Source organism: Williamsia sp. z34, from assembly GCF_059553395.1.
Map to the genome: position 1 here is coordinate 312,353 of NZ_JCANWW010000001.1, position 14,234 is coordinate 326,586.

Genomic DNA, 14,234 nt, shown 5'->3' on the forward strand with positions numbered 1-14,234 from the left:
GGTCAACAGTTTGCGGAGGTTGAATCCATGAACAAGGCAGAGCTCATCGAAGAACTAACAAAGAAGTTGGGGACCGATCGCCGTACGGCTACTGACGCCGTCGAGCACATCGTCGACACAATCGTGCGGGCGGTGAACAAAGGTGAGAGCGTGACGATCACCGGTTTCGGTGTCTTCGAAAAACGGCGTCGCGCCGCTCGGGTTGCTCGCAACCCGCGCACCGGCGAAACCGTCAAGGTCAAACCGACTTGGGTGCCGGCATTCCGCCCGGGCGCACAGTTCAAACTCGTTGTGTCCGGCAAGCAGAAGCTGAGCGCATCGGGCCCGGCCGTCAAGCGCGGCAGTGCAACTGTCGCAGCGCCGGCCAAGAAGACCGCAGCCAAGAAGGCGGCTCCGGCGAAGAAGGCCGCACCCGCCAAGAAGGCTGCTCCGGCCAAGAAGGCCGCACCTGCCAAGAAGGTTGCAGCCAAGAAGGCGGCTCCGGCCAAGAAGGCGGCTCCGGCGAAGAAGGCCGCACCCGCCAAGAAGGCTGCTCCGGCCAAGAAGGCCGCACCTGCCAAGAAGGTTGCAGCCAAGAAGGCGGCTCCGGCCAAGAAGGCCGCACCCGCCAAGAAGGCTCCAGCGAAGAAGGCTCCGGCCAAAAAGCGCTGACGTACACAAACTAAACCCCGGTGGACCTTCCCTCCACCGGGGTTTGTTTTGCGTTCAAGGCATTTCGGTTACCGACGGCTAACCCATCGGGCTGTCGACGTGGTAGGCGTCGACAAGTTTCCCGTTGTGCAGTGAGAGCACCCAGAAACTTCCCTTCCGGTTTCGCGATGCCGGGAGCTTCAGCTCGTCCTGTGCAGCCCACCATTTCAGTAGCGGGGGAATCACCTTGCCCTGACTGCACACGACGTGAGTACCGCTCGACTGGGCGATCTCTCGTATTCGCCTGCGCCCACTCTTCGGGTCATCGGCGAACGACTCTTCCGACAGCGACGGCTCGGCCTCGATGTGGATGTCGAGTTCGCCGGCCAGTGGTGCGACGGTCTGGACACATCGCACCCGGTCCGCTGAATGGACATCGGTGGGGCCGAACAACACCAGTTGTGACACCAGTGCCTGCGCCTGTGCCAGACCCACCTTGTCCAACGGACGTAACCGGTCGTCGCCCTTGTACCGGGACTTGCGGCCGGCCTTGGCGTGCCTGACCAGCAGAAGGACATCGAGCTTTGCCGGCAGGTTCTGAAAGGACTTCAGAACCTTCCTGTCCAGGTGGTAGGAGATCGTGGACTGTGCCGATTCCACTGAAAGCCAACGCAAGTCGTCAACCTCATCATTGGGCGTGAAATCACCGGAGACAACTTCTGCCGACCAGTAGTGAACGTGCTTGCGGCCGGGACCGCGAAGGTCGTAGCTGACCATCCGCACATGCCTGCCGAGTCGAACGCGGTAGCCCGTCTCCTCACCGATCTCACGGACCGCCGCGCTGAGGAACGTTTCCCCGGGTTCGACCTTGCCCTTGGGCAGGGTCCAGTCGTCGTAGCGGGGACGGTGGACGATCGCGACCTCGATCTCCCCGTCCGGATTCTCGCGCCATACAACGCCACCGGCCGCGTAGACGACCGCGCCGTTGCCGCTTGCCGACTTGCTCACTGGCTCAGGTCGGCCCGACGACGGTTGCGGCGCATCATCTGACGCTGATGATCGCGAACCTCTTCACCCGCTGCGGGTGAAGCCGTCCAGCTGCCATTCGGCCCGAGCACCCAACAGCGGGTGGTCGGGTCCATCGCAGAGGCGAAGATGTCGTCGAGTTCGCGGGTCAGTCTCGGGTCGCGAACCTGCGCCATCACCTCGACGCGTCGGTCGAGGTTGCGGTGCATCATGTCCGCGCTGCCGAACCAGAACTCGTTGATCGACTGGAAGTGGAACACTCGCGAATGCTCCAGGAACTGTCCGAGGATCGACCGCACCGTGATGTTCTCGCTGAGGCCGGGCACCCCGGGACGAAGAGCGCAGATACCGCGCACGACCACATCGACCGGGACACCGGCCTGTGATGCCCGGTACAGCGCATCGATGACCTGCTCGTCGACAAGCGCATTGGCCTTCAATCGGATTCGGACATCGGCGTGTCCGCTCAGCGCTCGCTCGATCTCGGCGCCGATGCGGTCGATGATCCCGGCCCGGACACCATGTGGTGCCACGAGGAGGTTGCGGTACTCGACCTTGCGCGAGTAGCCGGTGAGCGTGTTGAACAGGTCGGTCAGGTCCGCACCGATATCCGGCGCGGCGGTGAACAAACCGATGTCTTCGTAGAGCCGTGCGGTTTTGGGGTTGTAGTTGCCCGTTCCGATGTGGCAGTAGCGCCGGATCGTCGAGCCCTCACGCCGAACAACCAGGCAGGTCTTGCAGTGGGTCTTCAGTCCGACGAGCCCGTAGACCACGTGCACGCCGGCCTGCTCGAGCTGCCTGGCCCACTTGATGTTTGCGTGCTCGTCGAAGCGCGCCTTGATCTCGACCAACGCCACCACCTGTTTGCCCGCTGCCGCGGCGTCGATGAGGGCGTTGACGATAGGGGAGTCGCCGGAGGTTCGGTAGAGGGTCTGTTTGATGGCCAGGACATCGGGATCGGCGGCCGCCTGCTCGATGAACCGTTGCACGCTGGTGGAGAACGAGTCGTACGGGTGATGCACCAGGACATCTCCCTCGCGCAGCGTGGCGAAGATGCTCTTCGGCGTTTCACGTTCACCGAAGGCCGGGTGGGTGGCCGGGACGAACGGTGGGTCCTTGAGCGCGGGGCGATCGATCCCGGCGACCTGGAACAGGCTCGACAGGTCGAGCAACCCGGGCACCTCGATCACGTCGGCCGGATCGACATCGAGTTCGCGCAGCAGCAGTTCGAGCATGTGCTCGGTCATGTCGCCGGCGATCTCCAGCCGGACCGGTGAACCGAAGCGTCGGCGCGCGAGTTCGCGTTCGAGGGCCTGGAGCAGGTCTTCGTCGCGGTCTTCCTCGACCTCGAAGTCGGCATTACGCGTGATCCGGAAGGCATGGTGCTCAACGATCTCCATACCCGGGAACAGATGGTCGAGATGTGCCGAGATCAGATACTCCAGCGGAAGGAGGATCGATTTGGCCGGTGCGGTATCGGTTTTCGCATACAGGTGGCGGAACTGGGCCGGCATCAAATGGTCCACCCGGACAAAACGGTCGACGTTGTCGGGGACTTTGACGCGGGCGAAATGCTCGCCGCCCTTGCCGACGTCCTTCACCGTCACGGCCAGGTTCAGGCTCAGACCCGAGATGTAGGGGAACGGATGAGCGGGGTCGACGGCCAGTGGCGTGAGCACGGGGAAGACCACTTCATGGAAATACTCGCTCATCCGGCGCCGCTCGTCGTCCGAGAGCACTTCCCAGGTGACGATGTGAATGTTGTTGTCCGCCAGCGCCGGTTGTACCGAGTCGAGGAAGACCCGGGCATGCCGGTCGGCCAGCACCTGGGTGCGTTGGGCGATCAGCGCCAACTGTTCACGGGGCGACAGACCGTCGGCCGAACGAACCGACAATCCCGTCTCGTGGCGGCGTTTGAGCCCGGCGACCCGGACCATGAAGAACTCATCGAGATTGGAAGCGAAGATCGCCAGGAACTTGGCACGTTCGAGCAGCGGTAGCGATGTGTCCTCGGCCAGCGCCAGCACCCGGGCGTTGAAATCGAGCCAACTCAGTTCCCGGTTGAGATAACGATCTTCGGGAAGGTCGGCTGTGCTGGTCGGCAGAGCGGTCGCCGCCGGTGGTGCTGTCGGCATCGAGGGAGGGTTCGACGACTGGCGCGTCGTATCTGCTGTGCTCACGTGACCATCATGGCGCATCGGGCCGGACTGTGGAATCGCGAGTTTGTGATTGTTCACTCAGATGCAGGCGGGTCACGATCGCCGAGGTCGCCCGACCGAGACCGAACTGCGCGGCGGTGCGCAGATCGTCGATGGTGTCGACATCGATCCGCAGGTCCGGCCAGCGGTCGGAATCGTCGACGAGATCGACGGCGCCGTGGTCGGAATGACGCTGCGCGGAGTCCGCGCCGAAACGCAGGAAGTCGGTGGTGTGTGGGCCTTCTAGGTCGAGAAACAGTGCGGTGGTTCCGGTCCCGGCGTGATCGGGAATGTACGAGGAGGTCAGGGGCGCAGACTCGGCGATGGCCGCAATCAGGCTGGCCGGAGTCGCGGCGGGCAGATCGGCCTGCAGCACCAGGATTCGGCTGCCGGGCCATCGCGACAGTGCGTGGTCGATACCCATCGCGAACGCCCGGTTGAGGACGTCACCCCGGTCGACGACCGTTTCGGCGCCGAACGCGCCGGCGGTGGTGGCCACGGCCTGGTCGGGGGACACCACGACGACCCGGTCGAGCCCGGTGTCGGCCACTGCGGTGAGCGTGTCCTCGAGCATCGCGAGAACCAGGGCGCGGCGTCCATCGTGGTCGATGGCCGGAGCCAGCCGCGTTTTGGCGCCGCTGAGTTCTTTGACCGCAATGACGACTGCGATCGGCCGCGTTTCCATGGGGTCCATCATGGTCGCCGCCCTCACCGGGGTGAAAAGGTACCCCGCCTTGGCACCGACCTCTAGGCTTGGAGCGTCGCGGAGAGACCGCACACAGTCGAGGAGACGAAGTGGTGGGTGGCGTTATGCGGGCGGTCGTCATGGGCTCGGGTTCATGGGGCACGGCGATGGCCAAGGTCTTGGTGGAGGCCGGTACCGAGACGATCCTGTGGTCGCGCCGGCCGGAGTTGGCCGACGCGATCAATCAGACGCACACCAACCCCGACTACCTCCAGGACGTGACGCTGCCGCCGGAGCTGCGCGCCAGTGCCGATCTGGCAGAGGCGCTCGATGGTGCGGATCTGGTTGTGTGCGCGGTGCCGTCCCAATCGCTGCGCACGAGTATGCAGACCTGGCTACCGCATCTGAGTGATACGGCAACACTGATGTCCTTGGCCAAGGGCATCGAGACCGGCACCCTGCTGCGGATGAGTGAGGTCATCACCGAGGTGAGCGGGGCGTCCGCGGATCGGGTTGCCGTGTTGTCGGGACCGAACCTGGCCGGGGAGATCGCCATCGGACAGCCGGCGGCCACCGTCGTGGCATGCGCGGACGAGGTCCGCGCCCGCGAGATTCAAAAAGCCTGCAGCACCAAGTATTTTCGCCCGTACACCAACACCGACGTGGTCGGCTGTGAGGTCGGTGGGGCCGTCAAGAACGTCATCGCACTGGCCTGCGGCATGGCCTCGGGGGTCGGACTGGGCGACAACACCCGCGCCTCGATCATCACCAGGGGGCTGGCCGAGACCATTCGCCTCGGGGTCGCCCTGGGGGCGCGCCCGGAGACGTTGGCGGGTCTGGCCGGCATCGGTGACCTGGTGGCCACCTGCTCGTCACCGCTCTCGCGCAACCGGACCTTCGGCAGCCGCCTCGGCGAAGGCAAGACACTCGCCGAGGCGCAGGAGGCGACCCACGGTCAGGTCGCCGAAGGCGTCAAATCATGTTCGTCGGTACGTGCGCTCGCGCAGAAGCACGATGTCGACATGCCGTTGACCGACGCGGTCCACCAGGTGTGTCACGAGGGTCTGACCGTCACCGACGCCATCTATTCGCTGCTCGGCCGGCGCACCAAACCCGAGTGACTCCGTCACGCCAAACCCGAGTGACTCCGTCACGCCAAACCCGAGTGACTCCGTCACGCCAAACCCGAGTGACTCCGTCACGCCGAACTCGGAGTTGAAGGACTAGTTGCCGAGATCGATCGGGGCGGTGGGCAGGTATTCGTCGATCAACTGTGAAAACTGTTGAATCGGAGCATTTCCCACATTCTCGGGAAGCCAGATCGCCACGTAGGGGCGATGGTCGACGGCGTACCAGAGGAACCCTGGTGCCTCGGTGGTCGCCGACACCAGGAACCACTGCACCGGATCGACCACCTGCAGGCCCGAGGTGGGGGACAGTGACTCGGGTCGATCGACGCCGCAGCGCAGTTGGACCGGTCCGGGTACCTGTTCTCCCGGCGGCCAACTGACCATGCCGTCGTCGGACACCGTCTTCTTGCCGAATCCGTCGAATGTCTCCGGCAGCGCGGCGACGAGCGCCGCGCAGTCCGGTGAGGACTGCTCGGGTGCCGCCATCGACTTGAGAGGCGTATCGGCAGAGGTGTTGTCGTCGGTCTTGATGACCGCGTAGGTGATGAAGGCCACGATCACCATGACCGGGATCGTGATGATGGTGGCGATGACCGCCGGGTGCAGGCGACCTGCGCGGCTCGGGGCTGACTCGCTCACACCAGCCTCGGGGTGCCGGTCACGACAGGACATGTCAGGGTTCGGGTGATCCCATCGACCTGCTGGATCTTCGGGACCACCTCTTCGGTGAGGTGGGCCGCGTTGGCCGCGTCGACCCGCGCGATGACGTCGTACGGTCCGCTGACCTCCTCGGACGAGGCAACGCCGGCGATATCCGAGATCGCTGCTGCGGCCACCGCAGCCTTGCCGACCTCGGTCTGGATCAGTATGTAAGCCTGAACCACGGCGTTCCTTTCGTTCACGACGATGATCAGCGGAGCGGCTGACCCAAATAGACTGGCACATATTGTCACCGACAACGGCGCCGAGTCGCCAATCAAGCAGGCCGACATCCAAACGAAAGGCGCGGTGAGAACGCTGTCACCCGATCCGGTTCCCACGGTCAGTGAGGTCGGCGAGCAAGTGCTGATCGATCTGTTCACGACCCCCGACGACGACGCCAGAGGCGATCACATGGTCCTGGTCGGTCCCGGCGACGACGCCGCCGTGCTCGCCGGTGGCGGCCCGGTGGTCGTCAGCACCGACGCGCTTGTCGACGGTCGGCACTTCCGCATGGACTGGAGCAGTCCGGAGCAGATCGGGTTCAAGGCTGTGGTCGCGAACGCGGCGGACGTCATCTCGATGGGCGGCCGGGTCACCGGCTTTCTCGCATCGGTGACCTGTCCGAAAGACATTCCGGTCGCCACTCTGGTGGGCCTGCGCGACGGAATGCGCGAGGCTGCCCGGCGGTACGGCGCGAACGTCGTCGGCGGTGATCTGACGGCCGGCGATCAGCTGGTGCTCGCGGTGACCGCGATCGGGGCCATGGATGCCCGTACCCCGGTGCGGTTGTCGACGGCGCAGGTCGGTGACGTGGTCGCGGTGTCGGGACCGCTGGGGTCTTCTGCTGCCGGCATGGAGTTGTTGTCGGCCGGGATCGGCGATTTCACCGACTTGGTGCGCGCACACTGTGCGCCGGAACCGCACCTGGAACTCGGTGTCGCTGCTGCGGAGGCGGGCGTTCATTCGATGACCGACATCTCCGATGGCCTGATGCGGGAGCTCCACACGATGTCGCGGGCCGCCGGGCTGCGGATCGAGATCGATGCTGCGGCCATCCCGGTGGTGCCCGAATTGCCGGCTGCCGCAGCCCGGCTCGGCGTCGACATGAACCGCTGGACGACAACCGGTGGTGAAGATCATGAGTTGCTGGCCACCTTTGCTGCGGGGGAGCTTCCGGTCGGGTGGACGGCGATCGGTTCGGTGCACGCCGGCCCCGCCGAGCCCCCGGTCACCGTGCGTGGCATGGACGCGGTCGACCTCGAAGCGGGTTGGCATACGTTCTAAAGGGGTGCAGGTGCTGTTCGGCACTACCCGATACTGTGACGTTCATGGCTATTTACGCACTTGATGATCGGGAACCCGAACTGGGCGAAGGCGCCTACGTACACCCGGATGCCGTGGTGATCGGCGCGGTGACCCTCGCGGCCGGCGTGTCCGTGTGGCCGGGCGCTGTGTTGCGCGGTGACTACGGGACGATCCACATCGGTGAGAAGACGAACATCCAGGACGGCACCGTAATCCACTGCACACCCGTGCATCCGACGGTGATCGGTGCTGGTTGCGTGGTCGGGCACAACGCACACATCGAGGGTGCGACCATCGGCGATGGTTGCCTGATCGCATCCGGATCGGTGGTACTCAACGGTTCCCAGATCGGGGCCGGGTCGATCGTCGGCGCCGGCGCGGTGGTTGCATACGGCTTCGAACTCCCCGAACGCTCGATGGCACTGGGGGTCCCGGCGAAGATCCGTGAGGGTTACGTGGTCGCCGAGGGGCACATCGAGATGAGCGTAGAGAACTACGCGGCGAATGCTGCGTACTATCGCACCGCGCTGCGTCGGCTGGACTAGCCGGCAATGTCTGACGCACAACCACTTTCGGAACTGGTGGATCCGGGTTGGGCCAGTGCGCTCGCGCCGGTCGCCGACGACGTAGCCCGGATGGGAGATTTCCTGCGGGCCGAACTGGCTGCGGGCCGGACGTATCTGCCCGAGAGCGGAAATGTCCTGCGCGCCTTCACGAATCCTCTGGACCAGGTTCGTGTTCTGATCGTCGGGCAGGACCCCTACCCGACACCGGGCCACGCCGTCGGCCTGAGCTTTTCGGTGGCACCCGAGGTGAAACCGGTACCGCGGAGCCTGGGCAACATCTATACCGAATACACCGACGACCTCGGATTTCCGCGGCCGTCGAACGGCGATCTGACACCGTGGAGCAAGCAGGGGGTTCTGCTGCTCAACAGGGTGCTCACCGTGGCGCCGGGGTCGGCCGGGAGTCATCGCGGGAAGGGCTGGGAGGCGGTCACCGAGTGCGCCATCAAAGCGTTGGCGGCCCGAGATCAACCGCTGGTGGCCATCTTGTGGGGCAAGGATGCGGCGTCGTTGCAGGCGTGGCTACCGGGGGTCGCGACGATCGTCTCGCCGCACCCGTCGCCGCTCTCGGCCCGTCGGGGATTCTTCGGTTCCAAGCCGTTCTCGCGTGCCAATGCCGCATTGGTGGAGCAGGGCGGCGCCGAAATCGACTGGCGCCTACCTTGATCGGACACTGAACTCACAGCCGGGGAATACAAAAAAATGGCCACCCGCGAAAGCGGGTGGCCATTTTCAGGTTTGAATATGCGATCGACGACTCAGCGCTCGGCGTTCACGGCCGCGTAGTCCGGTTTGGTCTTGCCGACAAATGCGTTGACACCTTCGATGCCGTCCGGAAGGGCCGACAGCGCGGCGATCGACTCTGCCTCGGCGTCGAGCTGCTCGGTGAGCGAGCGGGTCGCCGATGCGTTCAGGAGCTTGCGCGTCGCGGTGAGCGTGCGCCACGGGCCGGCCGCGATCGAAGCTGCAGCAGCCTCGGCGGTGATCAGCACCTGATCGTCTTCGACCACTCGTGAGACCAGTCCGAGGTCGAGTGCCTCGGCGGAATCGATCGCGCGGTTGGTCAAGATGATCTCGCGTGCACGTGCGGCGCCGATGACCCGCGGCAGCGACCAGGTGAGGCCACCGTCGGGGGACAGTCCGATGCCGAGATACGCCGGACGGAGCTTTGTCGAGGTACCGGCGATGGCAACGTCACAGTGCGTGACGATGCTCATTCCGGCGCCCGCGGCCCAGCCGTGCACAGCCGCGACGACGGGTACGTTCGCAGCGGTCAGTGCCCGGATGAAGTCGTGGAAGTCTCCGGCCAGTCCGGCCAGGAACTCGGCACGATCGTCGGCAGCAGCGAAGTCGCGGACGTTGCCGCCCGCGCAAAAATTCGCTCCGGTGCCGACGAGCAGTACCGCGCCCGCCTTGATCTCGCCGCGTGCCAACTGACGCAGCGCAACAGCGCCACGATCGAAGTAGGCCCGGTCCAGCGAGTTACCGGCCTTGTCCGAGGCGATGGCGATGCGGAGCACACCATCGGTGAGTTGAACTGAGTCGAAATCGGTCGAGGACGACCGCAACTCGGTCACACTCAGCCCCGAACGACTTTGCCGGCCTTCAGGCAGGAGGTGCAAACGTTGATCCGCTTGCGGTTTCCGGGGGCGACCTGCGCACGCACGGACTGGATGTTGGGATTCCAGCGCCGGTTTGTACGCCGGTGTGAGTGCGAGACCGACTTACCGAAGCCGGGGCCCTTGGCGCATACGTCGCAGACGGCAGCCATCGTCGAACTCCTTCATGAGAAATTAGGTGGTCATCGGCCCAGAGGAGCCGACACGGGTGTCGACACCCAAAGGGCAACCCTGCAAGCTTAGCCGCCACGGGGTCTGTGATCCAAATGGTGGTCGAAGGCCTGACCAGAGATGGTCGTGAACGACGTGTCGGCCTCTCAGATTAGTCTGTGGGTCAGACCACAAGAAGGAGGTGCGGCACGTGGTGGATCAGGTCGGGGCACCGGCGATGGACCCGGGTGTATTGCGGGACTGGATCCACGGTGCCGTGACCAGTCTTGATCTGGTGCGCGCCGAGATCAATGACCTGAACGTCTTCCCGATCCCGGACTCCGACACCGGCAGCAACATGCTGCACACCATGAAGGTGGCCGCCGAGGCGGTGGACGCACTCGACGACAACGCGGACACTCCGGCGGTCGCCCGGGCCATGGCCGAGGGTGCCGTCGCCAAGGCCCGCGGCAACTCCGGGATCATCCTCTCGCAGGTCCTCGTCGGCCTGGCCGATGCGGCCGAGATCAATGCCGTCGAACGTCGCGTCTCCTTCAACAGTCTGTGGGTTGCCGGCCTGAGGCTGGGATCGCTCGCCGCGACGCGGGCCGTCAGCGAACCCCGTGAGGGTACGGTGCTGACGCTGCTGCGGCGGGCGGCCGAGAACGCCGCCGACCACGCGGCGTCTACCCCCGCCGACCTGGCCCGCGCCATCGCCGACGGTTGCGCCGAGGACCTCGACCTCACCCAGTCCCAGCTCGATGTCCTGGCCCAGGCCGGAGTGGTCGACGCCGGTGGCCGAGGGCTGCTGGTGATCTTCGACGAACTGGTCAAAGTGCTCACCGGTGTGTCCGCTCGCCGCCGGCGGTACCAGGGCGCACTGGTCGGAGGCGGGGATCGGATCGGGCACCGGATCGGCGAGTCGTGTGACAGCGACAACGAGATGGACTTCGAGGTGATGTACCTGCTGGGCGGTGCGGCCGCCGACAAGATCTCGACACTGCGCACCAATCTCGGTGAGATCGGCGATGCCGTGGTGATCGTCGGGGACAGCGCGGACGACGGTGTCGGCGAACGTTTTTCCGTCCACGTCCACACCTGTGAGCCAGGTGCCGTAATCGAGGCGGGCGTGGCCCTCGGTCGAGTGAGCGACATCAGGATCAGCTGCTTCCTCCTCGACGCCCACCGCGGACAAGACGACAAGGCCTCGCGTCCGCCCCGGCGCAATCGCGCTGTCGTTGCCGTTGTCACCGGTGACGAGGCCGCGGAGTTGTTCGAGCAGGAAGGCGCGGTGGTTGTTCGGGCCGATACCGGCGGCGAGGGCGAGTTGGATGCCGAGGTGCTGGCGAAGGCGATCATCGATGTCGACAGCGCACACGTGATCCTGATGGGTAACGGAGCCCTGCCGGCCCAGGACCTGGTCGCCGTGGCGGCGGCCGCGCGCTCGCGCGAACGTTCGGTGGTGATCCTGCCGGGTGGTTCGATGGTCCAGAGCCTGGCGGCGATGGCGGTTCACGACCCGGGGCAACTGCCCGACGACGATGCGTACGCGATGGCCGACGCCGCCGCGGCCACCCGGTTCGGTGCCGTGGTCACGGCCACCGAACGCACCCTGACGTTTGCCGGAACCTGTGAACCGGGTGATCACCTGGGACTCATCGGTGACGGTGTACTCGTCATCCATCGCGAGATCATCGGCGCTGCAGCGGGTTTGGTAGACCTGCTGCTGAGCACCGGTGGCGAGATGGTCAGTGTGCTGGCCGGGCGTAATCTTGATCCCGCGGTGCTCGAACAACTCGAGCATCACGTGAACACCGTGCACCCGGGGGTCGAGTTCGTGAGCTTTCCAGGTGGGCAGGTGGGCGAACTGCTTCAGGTGGGAGTCGAATAGCAGTGGTGGCATTGTCGGAGTCGCTCGATGTCGTGTTGGGAGCGAAGGCTGCCGATCTGCTGGCCGAGCAGATCAACGTGACCACCGTCGGCGAGTTGTTGCGGTACGTGCCGGATCGCTACGTCAAGCAAGGTGATCTGTCGGGGGAGCGCAAACCCGAGCCGGGCGAGCGGTTGACGGTGGTGGCCAGGGTCGAGGACAGCAAGACCATCCCGATCCGGAACTCGCGCCGCAAGATGACCAAACTTGTTGTGTTCGACGGCAATTTCCGCATCTCGGTGACGTTCTTCAACTCGCCCTGGATCGCGTCGAAGCTCCCCAAGGGCTCCCGCGTGATGATGGCCGGTGAGGTGAAGTACTTCAACAAGGAGCTGCAGCTCACGCACCCCAACTGGCTGAAGCTCCCCGAGGACGGTACGTCGATCGAAGCGGACGACGCGGTGGGTTCGGCCCTGATGCAGGGGATCGCGAAGGCGCTTGCGACCGACGCCGGCAGCGGTGAAAAGGTCGATGGCACAATAGATTTCTCCGAGTTCCTGCGCGATGTCATCCCGGTCTACCGGGCCACGGCCAAGCTGCAGGCCTGGACCATCTGGCAGTGTGTGCGCGCCGTACTGGGTTACCTCGACCCGATCGAGGATCCGTTGCCGGACGACGAACGCAAGGCCCGCGGACTGATCGGCGCCGACGAGGCGCTGCGCAAGATCCACATTCCCGAGGGACAGAACGACATCGATCAGGCGTCGGCGCGGCTGAAGTTCGATGAGGCGCTGGCGCTGCAACTGGCGTTGGCGCAACGCAGGTATGTCGATCGCGGCGCCCAGGGACCGTCCTGCCCGCATGTCGACGGTGGTCTCGAAGACCGATTCATGAAGCGCCTGCCGTTCACGCTCACCGAAGGCCAGAACGAGGTCATCGGCGAGATCACCGCGGATATGGCCCGGCCGGAAACGGACGGGCAGACGAAGGTCGCGCCGATGAGCCGGCTGCTGCAGGGTGAGGTCGGATCGGGTAAGACCCTGGTGGCGTTGCTGGCCATGCTGCGGGTCATCGACAACGGTTACCAGTGCGCGCTGCTTGCGCCCACCGAAGTGCTTGCTGCGCAGCACTTCCGGACGCTGGAGAACATGCTGGGCGGATTGGCCAAGGAGGGTGAACTCGAAGGAGAAGAGGGTGCCACCCGGATCGCTCTGATCACCGGGTCGATGAAAACCGCGGCCAAACGCACCGCGCTGCTCGAGACGGTCACCGGGCAGGTGGGCATCCTCATCGGGACGCACGCGTTGCTGCAGGAGCATGTCGATTTCTTCAACCTGGGCTTTGTTGTTGTCGATGAGCAGCACCGGTTCGGTGTGGAACAACGGGATACGCTCCGCTCGCGGGGACGCGACGACATCGTGCCGCACCTGCTGGTGATGACCGCGACCCCGATCCCGCGCACGGTCGCGATGACCGTCTTCGGTGATCTGGAGACGTCGACGCTGCGGGAACTGCCGCGCGGCCGTCAGCCGATCACCACCAGCGTGGTGCCCAAGGGCAACCCGAAATGGGTGCAGCGGGCCTGGGAACGGGTTGACGAGGAAGTGCAGGCCGGACGCCAGGTCTATGTGGTGTGCGCCCGGATCGGTGACGACGGCACGGCGGCCGGCCAGAAGTCGGCACAGAAATCGTCCGAGGCGGGTGGCGAACCGGCCATCGCAGCGGTCGACATGTTCAACACGCTGTCCACCGGGCCGCTGGGCAAACATCGGATCGAACTGCTGCACGGGCGGCTCCATGCCGATGACAAAGCCCAGGTGATGGCCGACTTCACGGCGGGCAATATCGACATCCTGGTCTCCACCACGGTGATCGAGGTCGGTGTCGATGTTCCCAATGCCACCACGATGGTGATCGTCGACGCCGAGCGGTTCGGCGTGAGCCAGTTGCATCAGCTGCGTGGTCGTGTCGGTCGAGGCGGGTTGCCGGGTCTGTGTCTGCTGATGACCGGAGCGGCAGATATGTCACCGGCGATGGAACGACTGCGGGCTGTTGCGGCGTCCAATGACGGGTTCGAATTGTCGCTCGTGGATCTGGCTCAGCGGAGGGAGGGTGATCTGCTTGGCTCGCTCCAGTCCGGTCAGACGTCCTCGCTCCGGTTCCTTTCGCTCCTCACCGACGCCGACCTCATCGACGACACGAGGGCGTTGGCCGACGAGGTCGTCAGCTCCGACCTCACCCTGGTCGAGCACAAACCGATGGCCGCACTTGTCGATTCGATCCTGGGCCCGGTTCGGCTCGCGTTTTTGGACAAGTCCTAGCGGAGGTCGGCTTCCGGTCCGGATATGGGCCG

At 65.1% G+C, this 14,234-nt stretch carries 14 protein-coding genes; 7 read left to right on the plus strand and 7 right to left on the minus strand.

The features are described from left to right. Positions 1-27 precede the first annotated feature (27 nt). Positions 28-651 carry an HU family DNA-binding protein gene (locus AC51GT_RS01495; protein ID WP_496323620.1) on the plus strand — a complete coding sequence of 208 codons (624 nt, stop codon included), beginning with the start codon at positions 28-30 and terminating at the stop codon, positions 649-651. A gap of 78 nt (positions 652-729) precedes the next feature. Here the strand turns inward: AC51GT_RS01495 and AC51GT_RS01500 are convergent, their stop codons facing one another. From AC51GT_RS01500 to cofC, 3 genes are read right to left on the minus strand one after another with little or no spacing between them, the layout of a single operon-like run. Continuing rightward, on the minus strand, positions 730-1,638 hold the full coding sequence (locus AC51GT_RS01500; protein WP_496323621.1) for an NUDIX hydrolase: 909 nt from the start codon (positions 1,636-1,638) through the stop codon (positions 730-732). Beyond that, positions 1,635-3,836, minus strand: a complete 2,202-nt coding sequence (locus tag AC51GT_RS01505; protein ID WP_496327631.1) for an RNA degradosome polyphosphate kinase — start codon at positions 3,834-3,836, stop codon at positions 1,635-1,637. The genes AC51GT_RS01500 and AC51GT_RS01505 overlap by 4 nt, the downstream gene beginning before the upstream one ends. A 7-nt stretch (positions 3,837-3,843) precedes the next feature. After that, the gene (gene cofC / locus AC51GT_RS01510) at positions 3,844-4,539 is read right to left on the minus strand and encodes a 2-phospho-L-lactate guanylyltransferase (RefSeq protein ID WP_496327632.1); all 696 of its coding nucleotides are present in this window, start codon (positions 4,537-4,539) and stop codon (positions 3,844-3,846) included. A 125-nt stretch (positions 4,540-4,664) separates the two neighbouring features. On the opposite strand from cofC, the gene AC51GT_RS01515 reads away from it, so the two are divergent. Next, the gene (locus AC51GT_RS01515) at positions 4,665-5,660 is read left to right on the plus strand and encodes an NAD(P)H-dependent glycerol-3-phosphate dehydrogenase (protein ID WP_496324095.1); all 996 of its coding nucleotides are present in this window, start codon (positions 4,665-4,667) and stop codon (positions 5,658-5,660) included. Positions 5,661-5,762: 102 nt separating this feature from the next. Here the strand turns inward: AC51GT_RS01515 and AC51GT_RS01520 are convergent, their stop codons facing one another. Both AC51GT_RS01520 and AC51GT_RS01525 read right to left on the minus strand, forming a co-directional pair. Further along, positions 5,763-6,308 carry a DUF3515 domain-containing protein gene (locus tag AC51GT_RS01520; RefSeq protein ID WP_496323624.1) on the minus strand — a complete coding sequence of 182 codons (546 nt, stop codon included), beginning with the start codon at positions 6,306-6,308 and terminating at the stop codon, positions 5,763-5,765. Then, the gene (locus AC51GT_RS01525; RefSeq protein ID WP_496327633.1) at positions 6,305-6,553 is read right to left on the minus strand and encodes an Lrp/AsnC ligand binding domain-containing protein; all 249 of its coding nucleotides are present in this window, start codon (positions 6,551-6,553) and stop codon (positions 6,305-6,307) included. Before AC51GT_RS01525 ends, AC51GT_RS01520 begins: the two co-directional genes overlap by 4 nt. Before the next feature lie 124 nt (positions 6,554-6,677). On the opposite strand from AC51GT_RS01525, the gene AC51GT_RS01530 reads away from it, so the two are divergent. The 3 genes from AC51GT_RS01530 to AC51GT_RS01540 are packed head-to-tail and all read left to right on the plus strand — an operon-like array spanning position 6,678 to position 8,908. Next, positions 6,678-7,655 carry a thiamine-phosphate kinase gene (locus AC51GT_RS01530; RefSeq protein ID WP_496327634.1) on the plus strand — a complete coding sequence of 326 codons (978 nt, stop codon included), beginning with the start codon at positions 6,678-6,680 and terminating at the stop codon, positions 7,653-7,655. Between the two features lie 44 nt (positions 7,656-7,699). After that, positions 7,700-8,221 (plus strand): gamma carbonic anhydrase family protein, encoded by a 522-nt coding sequence (locus tag AC51GT_RS01535; protein WP_496323627.1) that lies wholly within the window; start codon positions 7,700-7,702, stop codon positions 8,219-8,221. Between the two features lie 6 nt (positions 8,222-8,227). Further along, entirely contained in the window at positions 8,228-8,908 is a 681-nt protein-coding gene (locus AC51GT_RS01540; protein WP_496323628.1) for a uracil-DNA glycosylase, read from the plus strand. 92 nt (positions 8,909-9,000) lie between these two features. Here the strand turns inward: AC51GT_RS01540 and AC51GT_RS01545 are convergent, their stop codons facing one another. After that, a complete protein-coding gene (locus AC51GT_RS01545; protein ID WP_496327635.1) occupies positions 9,001-9,819 on the minus strand; it encodes an enoyl-CoA hydratase/isomerase family protein in 819 nt (272 codons plus the stop codon). A 2-nt stretch (positions 9,820-9,821) separates the two neighbouring features. Then, positions 9,822-10,013, minus strand: a complete 192-nt coding sequence (gene rpmB / locus AC51GT_RS01550; protein WP_036517975.1) for a 50S ribosomal protein L28 — start codon at positions 10,011-10,013, stop codon at positions 9,822-9,824. Positions 10,014-10,249: 236 nt separating this feature from the next. Here rpmB and AC51GT_RS01555 point away from each other — a divergent pair, with 236 nt between their 5' ends. After that, positions 10,250-11,902, plus strand: coding sequence for a DAK2 domain-containing protein (locus AC51GT_RS01555; RefSeq protein WP_496327994.1), 1,653 nt, complete (start codon positions 10,250-10,252; stop codon positions 11,900-11,902). Beyond that, positions 11,899-14,202: an ATP-dependent DNA helicase RecG gene (gene recG, locus AC51GT_RS01560; RefSeq protein WP_496324097.1), complete on the plus strand. Its 2,304-nt coding sequence runs from the start codon at positions 11,899-11,901 to the stop codon at positions 14,200-14,202. The genes AC51GT_RS01555 and recG overlap by 4 nt, the downstream gene beginning before the upstream one ends. Positions 14,203-14,234 lie beyond the last annotated feature (32 nt).

What these genes read in the sequence shown, in the direction of transcription:
- AC51GT_RS01495 (WP_496323620.1), top strand. Translation starts at nt 28, where the DNA reads ATGAACAAGGCAGAGCTCATCGAAGAACTAACAAAGAAGTTGGGGACC.
- cofC (WP_496327632.1), bottom strand. Translation starts at nt 4,539, where the DNA reads ATGGAAACGCGGCCGATCGCAGTCGTCATTGCGGTCAAAGAACTCAGC.
- AC51GT_RS01515 (WP_496324095.1), top strand. Translation starts at nt 4,665, where the DNA reads ATGCGGGCGGTCGTCATGGGCTCGGGTTCATGGGGCACGGCGATGGCC.
- AC51GT_RS01535 (WP_496323627.1), top strand. Translation starts at nt 7,700, where the DNA reads ATGGCTATTTACGCACTTGATGATCGGGAACCCGAACTGGGCGAAGGC.
- AC51GT_RS01540 (WP_496323628.1), top strand. Translation starts at nt 8,228, where the DNA reads ATGTCTGACGCACAACCACTTTCGGAACTGGTGGATCCGGGTTGGGCC.
- rpmB (WP_036517975.1), bottom strand. Translation starts at nt 10,013, where the DNA reads ATGGCTGCCGTCTGCGACGTATGCGCCAAGGGCCCCGGCTTCGGTAAG.
- AC51GT_RS01555 (WP_496327994.1), top strand. Translation starts at nt 10,250, where the DNA reads ATGGACCCGGGTGTATTGCGGGACTGGATCCACGGTGCCGTGACCAGT.